The organism is Francisella uliginis (assembly GCF_001895265.1).
Taxonomy (GTDB): domain Bacteria; phylum Pseudomonadota; class Gammaproteobacteria; order Francisellales; family Francisellaceae; genus Francisella; species Francisella uliginis.
In genome coordinates this window covers 405179-419038 of record NZ_CP016796.1, presented here as the reverse complement: position 1 = coordinate 419038, position 13860 = coordinate 405179, and the positions used below count along the sequence as shown (strand labels likewise).

Genomic DNA, 13860 nt, shown 5'->3' with positions numbered 1-13860 from the left:
TTTAGATATCATATCTCATCCATAAAGGTAACATTCTATTGATGTCTTTCATAAACTTAAATAGTCCAACATTTAACTCAACATTACCATTAGGATCTGTAACTTTTTGAGGGAAGCCAATACCAACACCAAAGAGCCCTGGCGCTATAATCCCAGTTGTCGGATCATATTGTCTTACATCAACACCTTCTGCACTTGGGACTCTTTGTTGAAATCCTGTAGCATAAATAACTTTATTATATTTATGTAGATGATTGTTAATATGCTCTTGTGTAGATGAGTACCTTTTAATTCTATTATCTAAATTTTGAGAAACATTTTTTCTAACCCACTTGGCAGTCTCTCCCTTTAAACCAGAGTTATCATAAAGAGTATAATCCCCCATATTAACAGCATACTTTAATGGCTCTAAATAAAAGTTAGCAACATCATTAACCCCTGCCTCTAACAGATTTCTAATAATTATCATAGCAGAATGAGAAGATCCAAAAACTGCTACCTTATCATCAGATTCAAGCTCTTGTTTTAGTTTACTAGGTGTAAGTGCTATCGATAAGTCAATTTCTTTTGTCACTTCAAAGTTATGAATATTTAATGATTTAGGCAAAGCTCCCGTAGCTAAAATAACTTTTTTTGCGATATAATCATCACTTTCACCACCAATATTCCAAACTCCATTAAATACTTTTAAATCGCTAATCATATCTTGATTATGATCTACTCTACCTAAAAGATCATTTGTAACCCACTGTAGTGATTTAGTCACCTCATTTAATCTAGTAAAACCCTGTCTATCAAAACTATCTAAAGCAAATTCTTGATCCCTTTTAACATAGTTAAATGATTTTATATCACTTAGGAATCTAAGAAAAAGTTCTACAGTAGTATTACTACTTACTTCGCCCCATTTCTCGCCAAAGTCTCCAACCTTAAAAAAAGGATCGATCCATAATATATCACTAGCTTTAACATTGTTATCCAATAAGATTCCAAGTGTTGCCATACCTGCTGGACCAGCTCCAATTATGGCCCACTCATATTTTTTAGCTTTACTCATTTGCTTCTCTCTTCCATCTATTACTTATTTTATTTTATATTAATTTTATATTATATCGAAGCAATTACTGGGCAATTAATTACTAATTACAATATTGCATATCAGAAAATCTTATAATACAATTCAAGCATATAAGTTTAACTAAAGTTTATATGCGAATTACATTAAAACAACTTCAGGTTTTTGTTAATACCGCCAGATCAGAGTCAATTAGTGCCGGAGCAGAAAAATGTTTTATTTCCCAAGCTGCTGCAAGTATGTCACTATCTCAACTTGAAAGTATGCTTAATACAACTTTGTTTGATCGTGTTGGTAAACGTATGAAATTAAATGCCAACGGTAAAAATCTCTTAACAAGAGCTATAAAGATACTAGATGAAGTACAAGAATTTGAAACTTTCAATGACAGTGATTCTAGCTTATCAGGAAAAATAACTATTGGTGCTAGTACAACAATAGCAAACTATATACTTCCTAAATACATTGCCACATTTAGAAAAATTCATCCAGACACAGATTTTGAAATAATATCTGGCAATACTAAAAAAATTATCAATAGCGTTGAATCTTTAAACTGTGATGTCGCTTTTATAGAAGGTGAATGTAATAATCAAACTATAGAGACTAAATTATGGAAAAAAGACGATTTAAAAATTATTTGCCGTCCAGAACATCCATTATGTAATAAGGAAAATATAAAAATAAAAGATCTACTAAAATATGAATGGGTTACTAGAGAACAAGGATCTGGAACTTTTGATATTTTTTTTAATGCTCTTGAAGATAATATGTCAAACATTAAAAAGGCGATTACCCTAAGTAGCTCAGAGGCAATAAAACAATATGTCGCTCATAGTGACTGCTTAGCATGCTTATCTGAAATAATAACAAATAACTCAGAAGATGCTAATATATATAAAGTACTTGAAGTACAAGATCTCGACCTTAGACGTAACTTATATAAATTACTACATAATAAAAAATATCATACAGCTCTAACAAAAGGTTTCTGCGACTTCATAGAAGAAAACATAAAATAGACTTGAAAAAATAATCATTTCATACCATCTTTATACTTAGATAACTCATTAGAAGGAGAGAAAAAATGACATTTGGAATAATTCTACTAATTATTATTGCAATACTTGCAGTATATATAGTAATGACATATAACAAACTAATAGCTGAAATAGAAACTGTCAAAAACTCAGAAAAGCAAATAGACGTGCAACTAGATCGTAGAGCTAAAGTTTTTGATTCTTTAGTTAATGTTGTAAAAAAATATATGGACTACGAACAAACAACTTTAAAACAAGTGGTAGCTCTAAGAAGTAAGGCAAATATTGCAAAAGAGCAAGGAGACACTAAAACAAGAATTGCTGCTGAAAATAAAATATCTGATTTAGCAAGAGGTATAAATGTTCAATTTGAAAACTACCCAGAACTAAAAGCAAATCAAAATGTAATCCAACTACAAGAAGAAATCACATCTACTGAAAACAAGCTTGCTTTTGCCAAACAAGCTTTTAATGATTCAATAGAAAGATATAATGCCCATAAAAAATCTTTCTTTGCTGGTATTGTGGTTAATTTCTTCAAAAAATTAAATGAAGAGTTTATTTATTGGAATATTTCAGAAGAGAAAAAACAACAATTAGAAGACTCTAGAGTGGAACTATAAAATGTCAAATACTGATAATCTTCAATATGGCTCCGTAAATTGGCGTGATGTTGTTCGCAAGAATACTCGTCGCACATATTTTGTAATAGCAACATTCTTGATTGTGTTTTTTTTACTAGGAATCTTTGTAGATACTTTTTGGCGCTATAGTGAACTGGCAAATTATTACTATTCACATACAGGTAAGCAGTTACCAATTAGTCAAGTGTTTATGTGGTTAGCAACTTTCCAGATACCTCCATATGCTACTATGATAATATCAGTAGTTGCTATAATATGGGTTTTCATAACTTTTAACATGTATGACAAAATCATGCTCACAGGCACACAATATCGTGAAGTCGCCGCTGACAGCCAAGACCCACTAGCAAAAAGAGTCTACAATGTTGTTGAAGAAATGAAAGTTGCTGCCGGAATGCGTTACATGCCTAAGGTATTTTTAATTGACGCGAACTATATGAATGCTTTTGCATCAGGGTATTCTGAAAAATCCGCAATGGTTGCTATCACAACAAAACTTGCAAATGCTCTAAATCGTGATGAGCTCCAAGCTGTAATGGCACATGAACTAACACATATCCGTAATCAAGATATTAAATTAAACCTATTTACAATGGTCTTATCTAATATGATGCTAATTATTATGGATTTCTTGTTCTATTCAGCTTTGTTTTCAGGCAATAATCGTAATAGTAATAATCGCAACAACAATGCTGCAGTTTTTTTCATCATAATTATAGTCTTAAGATATGTCTTACAGATATTTACTATATTTATGATGCTGTTCTTGAGTCGAACTCGAGAATATATGGCTGATGCTGGAGCCGTTGAATTAATGCGTACAAATATGCCGATGGCAAATGCTTTAATCAAAATCGCAAATGATAGTCATACTCAAGAGGCACAATATAGCTACAAACATAACAAAAATGAAAACCTTCGTCGTGCATCATATATATTTGATCCATTAAGTGCTGGTTTTAGTGGTGGTGATATGTCAGATCTTTTCTCTACTCACCCTTCTATAGAAAAAAGACTAGCATCGATTGGAGTTAAGTCACAGTAAATATAAACATTAAAAAAATCACATCTTTTAACATTACAACTCGTTAAATCTACATTTTTTTTGAGAAATATATTATAATGACTGGGAAATTTCATTCACAACTATGATTCTAAAACAAAATTAACACAAAATAAGTGAAATAAATGTCAGATCAACAACCTCGTAAGAAACTTTCATTAGGTAGAAAAAAGCTATCTACAACTAGAACATCTAATATTAGCTCTAACCTTAAAACTAAGCTGCAAGCTAAGAAAGAAGATAACATTCAAAATTTCTTCCAAAATACAAGTAAAGAGCTTAGAGACCTGTATCAAGAAAGGAAAACTTTAAAAGAGCAAATCAAGCAAATAGAACAACGATTACTTTTTGCAAAGAGTGAACCTTTGCAGGATTTTTTATTTGAATTAAAGTCAAAAGATTTTGATTTATTGGTAAAGATAAACTCTTATATTCAAAGTATCTAAAGATTATTTCTTAAAATACTGATTCAAATATCTCATTAATACCTTTTTTAGCAAGACCTAGCATCTTAGCAAACTCTTCTTCTGAGAAGTCTTTGCCTTCGGCTGTTCCTTGAATTTCAATCATACCACCATTTGAATTCATCACAACATTCATATCTGTCTCAGCATTAGAGTCTTCATCATAATCAAGATCTAGCACTGGCTCATCATTATAGATACCTACAGAAATAGCTGCTACCTGTGATAGAAGAGGATTAACATCAGCCTCTATCATCCCCTTAACTTTCATATACTCAACAGCATCTTTTATTGCCAGTGACGCTCCAGTTATAGAAGCTGTACGAGTTCCACCATCTGCTTGGATTACATCACAATCAACTTTTATAGTATTCTCACCTATTTTAGTCAAGTCAACGCTAGCACGTAACGCTCTACCTATCAGACGCTGAATTTCTTGAGTTCTACCAGATTGCTTACCGCGAGCTGCTTCTCTATCCATTCTAGTATGTGTTGAGCGTGGAAGCATACCATACTCAGCTGTTAACCATCCCTCTCCAGAATCTTTTTTAAATCTTGGTACACCAGCCATTACTGAAGCTGTACAAAGAACTTTAGTATCACCAAATTCTATAAGAACAGAGCCTTCAGCATGCTTTGTAAAATTATGTGTAACTTTTACATTACGTAACTGATCATTATTTCTACCACTTGGACGCATTTTGGAATCCTTTTATTAATTTCATAACGTTATAAGTGTATAATTATACAAATCGAAAATAAATAAGAAACCTTAACTTTAAGGTATTTCTAAGATATGAGTATAATAGATAAAAATAACTTAGATAAATCTAAACGATATTGGCTTAATGATGCTAAAAATTTAGTTACAAGCCTATCCAAATTTCATGGTGATATAAAACTAGATATAGTTTCGCAAGATTTTACAAACTTAACTCCTCTGGAGACAAAACTACTAGATGCCAAAGAAGCTCTTGTAAGACAGATTACACTTTCTAACTCGAATAAGACTTTTGTTTTTGCTAGAACGATCGTCCCAAGAAATACCTATAATTATTTTATCCAAGAACTAGATGGCTTAGGTACAAAACCAATAGGTGATAACTTACTTTTTGATAAATCAAAATTTAATAGGGATGAGTTTATAATTCGACAATTATCAACTAAAGCTTTTTATGAAGAAACTGGTAAAAATCAACAACAAGATGTATTCTCGCGTAGTTCTATTTTTGAATATAAGAATGATAAAAAACTTAAATTTTTAATTACAGAATATTTTCTAACTTTACCGGAACAATATGATGCTAAATAAAGAAAAGTTAAACGCATATTTTATGTTAATGAGGCTACATCGCCCTATTCCAATACTTTTGATTCTATGGCCAACTCTTACAGCTTTAGTTTTAGCAAGTCATGGGGTACCAAATATTAAATACTGGGTTATTTTTACTCTTGGTGTTGTAATTATGCGTACAGTTGGCTGTATTGTTAATGATATTGCTGATATTGATTTTGATAAGCATGTTGCTCGTACCAATACTCGACCATTAACTAGTGGCAAACTTAGTGTAAAGAATGCTATATATCTTTGTTTAATCCTTACTCTAGTTGCTTTTATTTGTGTACTTTTTTTAAATACTTTTACAATACTACTATCTTTTGTCGCATTATTTTTAGCGGTGCTATACCCTTTCTGCAAAAGATTCCTTGCTATACCTCAATTAGTATTAGGTTTAGCTTTTAACTTTGGTATTTTTATGGCTTTCTCAGCTATACAAAACAAAATACCTTTAGAAGCTTTGATTTTTTATTTATCTACAATATGCTGGACTATAGCTTATGATACAGTTTATGCTTTGGCTGATAGAGAGTTTGATTTAGAAATAGGTATAAAATCATCTGCTGTTTTATTTGGTGATAAAGTATTCAAATATATATTTTTATTTAACCTTATCTCTTTAGTGTTACTTTTTATTTTAGGAATATATTGCCACTTTAATATAATCTTTTATTTAGGAGTTCTAATATCAGCTCTCTTTTTTATTAAAAATTATTTTATTTACAAAAAACTAGGTATAAATAATTGTATAAAAGCCTTTTCTGATAACCATTGGGTTGGACTAATAATTTTTGTTACTGTATTACTTCAATTTTATTAAGATAAAATTATGATAAAAGTTTTTTATGATGGTAAATGTGGTATTTGTTCCAAAGAAATAAATCACTACAAAAAAATAGCTGCTAAAGATATTTTTGCCTGGATCGATATAACAGAAGTTGATGGCTCTGTTTTGAATAATGAGAATTTAGATAAAATTGAATGCCTAAGAATGCTACATGTAAAAGATATTGATAATAATTTATATAAAGGTATTGACGCTTTTATCTTGATATGGAAACAATTACCAAAATGGAAAATCTTAGCAAGGCTTGTCAATTTACCAGTCATATATAGCATATTCAAAATTCTATACAATTTATTTGCAAAATACCGATTTAAGCAAATAAAATACTGTAACACAGATGAGTAATAAAGGAGAAAAAAATGAATTTAGCAATAGGCGCTATTCTAGGTTTTATTTCAGTGGCTTTTGGTGCATATGCAGAGCATGGACTCAAAACACAGATTTCAGCAGAGCATTTTGATTTTATTATGACTGCTGTTCGTTATAATCAAACTTATGCTATCGTAATTAGCGGTATTGGAATAGCTCTTTTAAGTAGTAAGAGCTTAGCACAAAGCTTAACTCTTAAATTAAGTAGCTTTTTATTTATCTTAGGAACTCTACTTTTTAGCTTTAGCATTTATATCTCTATAGTATGGAATATTCCTAGTATCTTAAAGCTTGCACCAATTGGTGGGACTAGTTTAATGATTGCTTGGATTGTATTAGCGATATCTGCTATTTGTATTAAAAAGAATTCACAAAATAAAAATTAATATGGCGGAGAGGAAGAGATTCGAACTCTCGATAGCTGTTAAGCTATACACGCTTTCCAGGCGTGCGCCTTCAACCACTCGGCCACCTCTCCAAAGAAATATAAGTATACAGTAAAAGCTTATATTTTCAACTTTTAGGCAATCATAATTATGCCAGAAACAAACATCAAAACTATAAATAAAGACTTAAGCAACTTAGGAGATATCACACCTAAATAATTAACTGCCATAAAACTTCCTAACAAAGCAAATGGTACAGAAGATAAAAGCAAAGGTACACTTAGATAACCAAGTGTTGATGGTACATTTACCGAAATGCCAAAAGTAAGCATAAGTGTACCAATACCTGCTGAAATAAATACACATACACTAGTAATTGCTATTGCTTTTTTAATATCGGTACCAATTTTAACAAAGAACATCGTTGCAAATGTTGATGAACTAGCTAATACACTTAATATTCCACAAAGTCCAAATATACTATATCTAGAAGCTTTAGGAAGTTTTATGATCTTATTATCATTATGCAATATCATCCATACTCCACTACCAAATAGTAGAAATGCAAAGATTATTTTTAGTAAACCAGTATTTATATATTTTGCTATTATTGCACCTAATATAGCTCCTACTGCTAAGTATATTAAATAATATTTTAGCTCCCACAAGTTGATATTACCTTTTCTATAATGCTTGTATGTAGCCATCAAGCTAAGAAATACAGACATCCCAAAACAAGTTGTTAAAGCTATTTGCATTGCAAAAGCTGGTCCATAAACATGAACTATAACGTAATAAAATGCTGGAACAGCTATCAAACCAGCACCACCACCAAGTAAAGTAGATATAAAGCTAGCTGTAAAACCAACTATAGCTCCTAAGATAATTAACATATTTTTTCCTTTTAAAATTATTTGAGATAGTTATAAACAGTAGCTCTACTAACACCCAATGCTCTAGCTATATATTGACTTGCATTTTTGCCATCTAGCGCACCCTGGTTTTTGAGCTCCAAGATTAAGTCTTTTTTCTGTAAGCGAGTCAAATTATCTACTGATAAACTATTTTCAATACAATATTTTTGTACAAATTTATTTATTTTCTCATACAGTGTATCTTTAAATAGACTCTGATTTTGCTCAGACATTTTATCATCGTTATTATTTAAGAATGCATTTATTAACCCTTGATACTTATCAAAGATAGAAATATCTAAATTTACACAAAGTGTCCCAATAACATTACCTTTGTCATTCTCAATTACCGTAATAATACTTTTGATCTTACGACCATCATAATTGAGTTTTTCATAAGGTCCTATTACTTTAGGAAGCTCATCATAAACATCTAAGCCAATATGATCCATATACGATGAATCTCCAACTTCCCTTTTAGATATAGGATTAAAAATAGCCTTTATTTGTTTCTCTTTAAGATCATGAATAACAACTTCAGCAAAAGGATATAGTAGCTTACTAATAGCTTCTGCTACATTAGAGTATTCTTTAAATTTAGAATCCATACAAGTATGTAATTTAGATATTTTTGGATATTATATTCTAATTTAGACTTTTTTGTCAATAAGATATTTTAAGAAGATTTAAAGTTGGTCTTACGGCATATATTTATAAAGTTAACAATTATAGGCCCAATAATGTTCTGCCAAATCGCATAGAAAGTTGCAGCAATGGCTGCCTGATTACCAAAAAATACTAGAGCAATAACAATTCCTAAGCCAACATCTAATATACTAAACTCAAAAAGTAACGCTAACCTGCTTTCAAAATCTAAACTTAGAACTTTTCCTATTAAATAGCCAAAAATATTAGCAAATATACTAAGTATTATAACGCTTAGAATAATATCACTTGGTACAAGCATAATAGTATCTTTGTTTAAAGCTGTCACTACCATTACTATCAATATAATCAAAAGTATTGGAATATTAGAAACTTTACTTAAAGTCGAATCACTTATCTTAGCAAACTTACTAATCAAGATTCCTAAAACTATCGGCACAATAACTATTATTGCCATAGTTTCAAACATACCAAACCAATCTAACTTAATACTTTTTGCAAAGAAAAAATAAATGATTAATGGCATAAATATTGGTGCTAACAATGTTGTTAAAAAAGTTAAGCTAACAGTAAGTGAAATATTTGCTCTAGCTAATAGTGCCATCACCCCAGAAGCTGTACCTCCTGGACAAGCTCCAACAATAACTAAGCCTATTAATGCCATCAAATTTAGACCGAAAAGCTTACCTATTATAAAAGCTGCTATAGATGTCACAGTTAATTTTAAAAATAATATTATTAATAACTTTCCTTTTAAACTAGCAACTTTTGCAAAATCTTTTGCTTGCAAATGAAGTCCTATAACTAACATAATTGCAGCTAGTAGATAAGTGATATAAGGCTTTAACGGTATAAATATAGATGGAATTGAGATTGCTAAAACAACTCCAACTATCACTATAATTGCAAAGTATTTCTGGATAAAATTCATTTTCATATGAAATTTTTTTATTTAATTAATTCTTTAGCTTATTTTACATACTAGTTAACAATAAGAATACTTTTTCATATTTTAAAATACTCAATATATAAAAACTAGTTTGGAAAACTATAGTAGCTTGCTATAATGAATTTGTGAAATTATTTTAATTCATATAACAAACAACACTATGAGGTGAAATTATGATGAAGAAAAAACTAATAACAATTGCGACACTATTAGCCGCTTCTGTGGCTATTACATCATGTACGGCTGAGGCTGTTGCAGTAACAGGTTTAGTTTTAGCCAGTGTTGCAGTAGGTGCTTTAGCATATAAGTGGATGGAAAATCCTGATGCATACAATGCTTATGCAAAAGATAGAGAAACAGTATTTTCAGCTGCTACAGAAGTATTAAAAGAAAATAATTACACTACAACAGAGCAAACAGTTGATCAGAAAAAATCTGAAATCAAAGCGGTCTCTCCATCAGGAGACTCTATTGATATAGTAGTTCAATCAGCAAAAGATAACCCTAATCAATCAGCTCTTTATATTAAAGATGATAGTAAAACTGATGCAACTATTATCCTTAATAAGATTAATGCGAAACTTGCCGATTCAAAATAAACTACCATACAAATAAGTTTTGCTAAAAAAATAAATCCAACTTTTTTAGTAAATTTTTGTTTTTTCATATTATAACTAGCAACTTAATTATAGCTTCGGCTAGATTAAAATATTTCTCATATTTTAAGATTTACTTTTTATTTTTTGTTCTCCGACACTTTTCAGAGCAGTATTTTACCTCATCCCATACTTTTTTCCATTTCTTACGCCAAGTAAATGATAAGCCACAGACTACGCAAATCTTTGTAGGCAAATGTTGCTTTTTCATATACCTAATTCCTCAAGAAATTTTTTACTATCTTGGCTAATTAGTTTTTTCTTCTCATCAGTCATCTTTTCATAAGATTTATAAATCATTGCCAAGCGTGGATTATTAGCTAGCTTTGATTTATTTCTAGCTAAGAAATTCCAATATAAGTAATTAAATGGACAAGCATCACCTCCATTTTTCTCACTGACTTTATAACTACAATTATCACAATAATTTGACATTTTTTTGATATAGCTCCCACTAGCTGCATAAGGCTTACTTGCAAAATATCCACCATCTGCAAAAAGTACCATTCCTGATACATTTGGTAGCTCGACCCACTCATAAGCATCAGCATATACTAATAGATACCATTCATTGACATACTTAGGATCAATTCCAGCTAATAATGCAAAATTACCAAGCACCATTAGTCTTTGAATATGATGGGCATAGGCATTTTGTTTAGTCTCTTTAATACACTGATGTAGACAGTTCATCTGAGTATCAGCATCCCAATAAAAACTTGGTAATTTACGCGTAGCCTCAAGGTAGTTCATATTTCGATAGTCTGGCATTTTCAACCAATAAACTCCACGCACAAACTCTCGCCAACCAAGAATCTGACGGATAAAGCCCTCAACAGCATTTAAAGGTGCACTACCATTATAATATGCTTTTTCAGCAGCTTTGATACATTCCATAGGCAACAGTAAGCCACTATTAATATACATAGAAATATGCGAATGATACATCCATGCCTGTTCCTCAAGCATTGCATCCTGGTAATCTCCGAAACAACTGAGTCTTTCTTTAACAAATGAATATAATGCCTCAAGGGCTTCTTCTCTAGTAACTGCATAATGAAATGGCTCAATATCACCAAAATTATCAGCAAATGTTTTCTCAACTAACTTAATTGCACGCTTAGTTATATCATCAACTTGGACTTTATATGGTTCTGGAACTTTAGTATCAGTGCTTGGCATTTTACGATTTTGGCTATCATAATTCCACTGTCCACCTTCTGGTTTGCCATCACTATCAAGCAAAATATTATGTTTGGTACGCATATAACGATAGAAATATTCCATGCGTATTTGCTTGTAGTTTTTTGACCACTTTGCAAACTCATCTATTGTAGCTAAGAATCTATCATCTGTGCGTACTTCAACATCTATAGAGAAATCTTTTTGCCAACTTTGAATATCTTCTAATACACGATATTCCCCTGGCTCTGTGACAATAAGCTTTTGTATACCAAGCTTTTCAACAACTTTTTGAACTTCATTATAAAATGAATCTGTATTCTTTGGATCATCCAATTTTGTATAGCAAACTTTATAGTCTAATTTATGTAACTGCAGTGCAAAATGACGCATTGCTGAGAAAATATATACAAGCTTCTTTTTATGATGCTTAACATAACTAGCCTCTTTCATTACTTCACACATCATCACAATATCATTGGCTTTATCACAATCTCTCAAGCTAGAAATACTTTGTGAAAGCTGATCTCCTAGGATCAATCGTAAAGTCCTCATAAGAAAAGCTCTCCTTGAATATTGTCTTCCTTTTGTTGTTTAGATTTGATTTTTCTAGGCTTTTTCCTACTAGCATGTTTTTTGACAATATTTTTAGTTTCTTGACTATTCTTTGAATTTTTTCTAATTTTATAAATATTATCTGCGGCAAATTTCCGTGCTTGCTTTTCATCAACAATAGGATTTGGATAATCTACCGCATTATGCTTTTCTAGCCATGGTGTATGGATATTCTCATTACTTATATTTTCTAACTCAGGTATCCATCTTCTAATAAATTCACCTTTAGGATCTTGATCGATACTTTGCTTAATAGGATTATAAATACGGATACTATTTATTCCTGTAGTACCCGATTGCATTTGCACTTGTGAGTAATGAATCCCTGGTTCATAATCAGTAAACAATCTTGCTAAATACAATGATGTCTTACGCCAATCTAACCACAAATGATAGCTTGCGAAACTCATGAGCATTGCGCGCATACGAAAGTTTAACCATCCTGTTGCAATCAAAGCTCGCATACATGCATCTATCATCGGGAAACCGGTATTACCTGTTTTCCATGCTTCAAAATATTGTTGATTTAGCAGCTCTTTGCGTAGTTGATCATAAGCTGGATGTAGGTTTTTACATTCAATACTTGGTTGGTCCTCTAGTTTTTGCATAAAGTGACAATGCCAACGCAGACGCGATAAAAACGAACGCATTGCACTTAGCCATTTTGTTTTATTTTTTATACTACTATCTTTGATTGCTTTTTTACGCTGATTAGCTAATTGATACACCTCTTTTATCGAGATAACTCCAAAAGCAATATATGGCGACAATCTCGAACAACTTTTAAAGGCAGTAACTGGAGAAGACATCTCCTTAGTATAACCAAAACCTCTTTGATACAAGAAACTATCAATGATTCTAAGTGCACGAATTCGACCACCTTTTTGTCTTTTATAACAATTATCATACTCTAGACCAAGACTCTCAGCAGTAGGTATTTTAGTTTGATTTTCACAAATAAATTTAAGTTTAGTCGGTGCTTTTATAAGCTTTTCGCTCATTCGTTTGTGCCATAGCAAACCCCATTTATCTCTATCTGTTAAACAGCGAACTACACCATTTTGATATGGCTGATACCATGTAATATTATTTTGTTTAAAAAACTTCTCAAGCTTAATATCACGCTGATATGTCCAATCATTCCAAGTTTCTTGATGCGACCAAACGCTATTGATAGGGTATTGCTGTATTAGTTGCTCAAAAACTTCTACAGCCTCTCCAACCATTATAATTAAAGGCTGACCTAACTTTGTAAGCTCACTATCTAGCTCTTCTAAACACTCAGACAAGAACAAATATTGTCTATGACTCATATCAGGCTGTTGCCAGAGCTCAGGCTCAATTATATATACAGGCAAAATATCTCCTGTTGTAGCTGCCTGTGTTAATGCTAAATTATCATCTATGCGTAAATCACGCTTAAACCAAACTACTTGCATTTGTATAATTTAACCTTTTCTTATGTTTAGCAACTCTGCCTGTCACTCGTTTGCACCAAAGTCTAAAACTATTCGGCTTAAGATTATTACGCATGATTTTTATAACTTGTGACTCTGATAATCCAGTTATATTTTTGATTGAATCAAATGATATTTTATCACTCCAAGCCATTTCTATAATTTCACTGGTTGTTATACTCTTATCACTCATA

At 31.3% G+C, this 13860-nt stretch carries 18 protein-coding genes and 1 tRNA gene; 9 read left to right on the top strand and 10 right to left on the bottom strand.

The window, feature by feature from the left end; translation table 11 throughout:
- Position 1: 1 nt before the first annotated feature.
- On the bottom strand, positions 2-1057 hold the full coding sequence (locus tag F7310_RS02150; protein ID WP_072711419.1) for an FAD-dependent oxidoreductase: 1056 nt from the start codon (positions 1055-1057) through the stop codon (positions 2-4).
- 152 nt (positions 1058-1209) lie between these two features.
- On the opposite strand from F7310_RS02150, the gene F7310_RS02145 reads away from it, so the two are divergent.
- From F7310_RS02145 to F7310_RS02130, 4 genes are all read left to right on the top strand, one after another.
- A complete protein-coding gene (locus tag F7310_RS02145; RefSeq protein ID WP_072711418.1) occupies positions 1210-2097 on the top strand; it encodes a LysR substrate-binding domain-containing protein in 888 nt (295 codons plus the stop codon).
- A gap of 65 nt (positions 2098-2162) precedes the next feature.
- Entirely contained in the window at positions 2163-2738 is a 576-nt protein-coding gene (locus F7310_RS02140; RefSeq protein WP_072711417.1) for a LemA family protein, read from the top strand.
- Between the two features lies 1 nt (position 2739).
- Positions 2740-3804, top strand: coding sequence for a zinc metalloprotease HtpX (htpX, locus tag F7310_RS02135; protein WP_072711416.1), 1065 nt, complete (start codon positions 2740-2742; stop codon positions 3802-3804).
- A 143-nt stretch (positions 3805-3947) separates the two neighbouring features.
- A complete protein-coding gene (locus F7310_RS02130) occupies positions 3948-4268 on the top strand; it encodes a hypothetical protein (RefSeq protein WP_072711415.1) in 321 nt (106 codons plus the stop codon).
- Positions 4269-4278: 10 nt separating this feature from the next.
- On the opposite strand, the gene rph is transcribed toward F7310_RS02130, so the two are convergent.
- On the bottom strand, positions 4279-4986 hold the full coding sequence (gene rph / locus F7310_RS02125; protein WP_072711414.1) for a ribonuclease PH: 708 nt from the start codon (positions 4984-4986) through the stop codon (positions 4279-4281).
- 96 nt (positions 4987-5082) lie between these two features.
- Between rph and F7310_RS02120 the strand changes: the two genes are divergently transcribed.
- The 4 genes from F7310_RS02120 to F7310_RS02105 are packed head-to-tail and all read left to right on the top strand — an operon-like array spanning position 5083 to position 7227.
- On the top strand, positions 5083-5598 hold the full coding sequence (locus F7310_RS02120) for a chorismate--pyruvate lyase family protein (RefSeq protein WP_072711413.1): 516 nt from the start codon (positions 5083-5085) through the stop codon (positions 5596-5598).
- Positions 5588-6445 carry a 4-hydroxybenzoate octaprenyltransferase gene (gene ubiA, locus F7310_RS02115; RefSeq protein ID WP_072713516.1) on the top strand — a complete coding sequence of 286 codons (858 nt, stop codon included), beginning with the start codon at positions 5588-5590 and terminating at the stop codon, positions 6443-6445. Before F7310_RS02120 ends, ubiA begins: the two co-directional genes overlap by 11 nt.
- Before the next feature lie 9 nt (positions 6446-6454).
- Positions 6455-6817, top strand: a complete 363-nt coding sequence (locus F7310_RS02110; RefSeq protein ID WP_072711412.1) for a thiol-disulfide oxidoreductase DCC family protein — start codon at positions 6455-6457, stop codon at positions 6815-6817.
- Between the two features lie 14 nt (positions 6818-6831).
- Complete coding sequence (locus F7310_RS02105) at positions 6832-7227, top strand: DUF423 domain-containing protein (protein ID WP_072711411.1); 396 nt, start codon at positions 6832-6834, stop codon at positions 7225-7227.
- Positions 7228-7229: 2 nt separating this feature from the next.
- Here the strand turns inward: F7310_RS02105 and F7310_RS02100 are convergent.
- The 4 genes from F7310_RS02100 to F7310_RS02085 all read right to left on the bottom strand — a co-directional run bounded on the left by F7310_RS02100 (position 7230) and on the right by F7310_RS02085 (position 9738).
- Positions 7230-7319: transfer RNA gene (locus F7310_RS02100), tRNA-Ser, on the bottom strand.
- Between the two features lie 42 nt (positions 7320-7361).
- On the bottom strand, positions 7362-8120 hold the full coding sequence (locus tag F7310_RS02095) for a sulfite exporter TauE/SafE family protein (protein WP_072711410.1): 759 nt from the start codon (positions 8118-8120) through the stop codon (positions 7362-7364).
- A gap of 17 nt (positions 8121-8137) precedes the next feature.
- Positions 8138-8749 (bottom strand): helix-turn-helix transcriptional regulator, encoded by a 612-nt coding sequence (locus tag F7310_RS02090; protein WP_072711409.1) that lies wholly within the window; start codon positions 8747-8749, stop codon positions 8138-8140.
- A 68-nt stretch (positions 8750-8817) separates the two neighbouring features.
- Positions 8818-9738, bottom strand: coding sequence for a bile acid:sodium symporter family protein (locus F7310_RS02085; protein WP_072711408.1), 921 nt, complete (start codon positions 9736-9738; stop codon positions 8818-8820).
- A 191-nt stretch (positions 9739-9929) separates the two neighbouring features.
- On the opposite strand from F7310_RS02085, the gene F7310_RS02080 reads away from it, so the two are divergent.
- On the top strand, positions 9930-10355 hold the full coding sequence (locus F7310_RS02080) for a DUF3568 family protein (protein WP_084645169.1): 426 nt from the start codon (positions 9930-9932) through the stop codon (positions 10353-10355).
- A 130-nt stretch (positions 10356-10485) separates the two neighbouring features.
- Here the strand turns inward: F7310_RS02080 and F7310_RS02075 are convergent, their stop codons facing one another.
- Genes F7310_RS02075 through F7310_RS02060 form a run of 4 tightly spaced genes read right to left on the bottom strand, consistent with a single transcriptional unit; the run spans position 10486 to position 13859 of the window.
- Positions 10486-10623, bottom strand: a complete 138-nt coding sequence (locus F7310_RS02075; RefSeq protein ID WP_072711406.1) for a DUF2256 domain-containing protein — start codon at positions 10621-10623, stop codon at positions 10486-10488.
- Positions 10620-12149 carry a cryptochrome/photolyase family protein gene (locus F7310_RS02070; RefSeq protein ID WP_072711405.1) on the bottom strand — a complete coding sequence of 510 codons (1530 nt, stop codon included), beginning with the start codon at positions 12147-12149 and terminating at the stop codon, positions 10620-10622. Before F7310_RS02070 ends, F7310_RS02075 begins: the two co-directional genes overlap by 4 nt.
- Positions 12146-13648 (bottom strand): FAD-binding domain-containing protein, encoded by a 1503-nt coding sequence (locus F7310_RS02065; protein WP_072711404.1) that lies wholly within the window; start codon positions 13646-13648, stop codon positions 12146-12148. The genes F7310_RS02070 and F7310_RS02065 overlap by 4 nt, the downstream gene beginning before the upstream one ends.
- Complete coding sequence (locus tag F7310_RS02060) at positions 13629-13859, bottom strand: TIGR03643 family protein (protein ID WP_072711403.1); 231 nt, start codon at positions 13857-13859, stop codon at positions 13629-13631. Before F7310_RS02060 ends, F7310_RS02065 begins: the two co-directional genes overlap by 20 nt.
- Between the last annotated feature and the right edge of the window lies 1 nt (position 13860).

What these genes read in the sequence shown, in the direction of transcription:
- F7310_RS02140 (WP_072711417.1), top strand. Translation starts at nt 2,163, where the DNA reads ATGACATTTGGAATAATTCTACTAATTATTATTGCAATACTTGCAGTA.
- F7310_RS02070 (WP_072711405.1), bottom strand. Translation starts at nt 12,149, where the DNA reads ATGAGGACTTTACGATTGATCCTAGGAGATCAGCTTTCACAAAGTATT.
- F7310_RS02090 (WP_072711409.1), bottom strand. Translation starts at nt 8,749, where the DNA reads ATGGATTCTAAATTTAAAGAATACTCTAATGTAGCAGAAGCTATTAGT.
- F7310_RS02095 (WP_072711410.1), bottom strand. Translation starts at nt 8,120, where the DNA reads ATGTTAATTATCTTAGGAGCTATAGTTGGTTTTACAGCTAGCTTTATA.
- F7310_RS02110 (WP_072711412.1), top strand. Translation starts at nt 6,455, where the DNA reads ATGATAAAAGTTTTTTATGATGGTAAATGTGGTATTTGTTCCAAAGAA.
- F7310_RS02145 (WP_072711418.1), top strand. Translation starts at nt 1,210, where the DNA reads ATGCGAATTACATTAAAACAACTTCAGGTTTTTGTTAATACCGCCAGA.
- F7310_RS02130 (WP_072711415.1), top strand. Translation starts at nt 3,948, where the DNA reads ATGTCAGATCAACAACCTCGTAAGAAACTTTCATTAGGTAGAAAAAAG.
- F7310_RS02075 (WP_072711406.1), bottom strand. Translation starts at nt 10,623, where the DNA reads ATGAAAAAGCAACATTTGCCTACAAAGATTTGCGTAGTCTGTGGCTTA.
- F7310_RS02105 (WP_072711411.1), top strand. Translation starts at nt 6,832, where the DNA reads ATGAATTTAGCAATAGGCGCTATTCTAGGTTTTATTTCAGTGGCTTTT.
- F7310_RS02080 (WP_084645169.1), top strand. Translation starts at nt 9,930, where the DNA reads ATGATGAAGAAAAAACTAATAACAATTGCGACACTATTAGCCGCTTCT.
- F7310_RS02060 (WP_072711403.1), bottom strand. Translation starts at nt 13,859, where the DNA reads ATGAGTGATAAGAGTATAACAACCAGTGAAATTATAGAAATGGCTTGG.
- F7310_RS02120 (WP_072711413.1), top strand. Translation starts at nt 5,083, where the DNA reads ATGAGTATAATAGATAAAAATAACTTAGATAAATCTAAACGATATTGG.
- ubiA (WP_072713516.1), top strand. Translation starts at nt 5,588, where the DNA reads ATGCTAAATAAAGAAAAGTTAAACGCATATTTTATGTTAATGAGGCTA.
- F7310_RS02065 (WP_072711404.1), bottom strand. Translation starts at nt 13,648, where the DNA reads ATGCAAGTAGTTTGGTTTAAGCGTGATTTACGCATAGATGATAATTTA.
- htpX (WP_072711416.1), top strand. Translation starts at nt 2,740, where the DNA reads ATGTCAAATACTGATAATCTTCAATATGGCTCCGTAAATTGGCGTGAT.
- rph (WP_072711414.1), bottom strand. Translation starts at nt 4,986, where the DNA reads ATGCGTCCAAGTGGTAGAAATAATGATCAGTTACGTAATGTAAAAGTT.
- F7310_RS02085 (WP_072711408.1), bottom strand. Translation starts at nt 9,738, where the DNA reads ATGAATTTTATCCAGAAATACTTTGCAATTATAGTGATAGTTGGAGTT.
- F7310_RS02150 (WP_072711419.1), bottom strand. Translation starts at nt 1,057, where the DNA reads ATGAGTAAAGCTAAAAAATATGAGTGGGCCATAATTGGAGCTGGTCCA.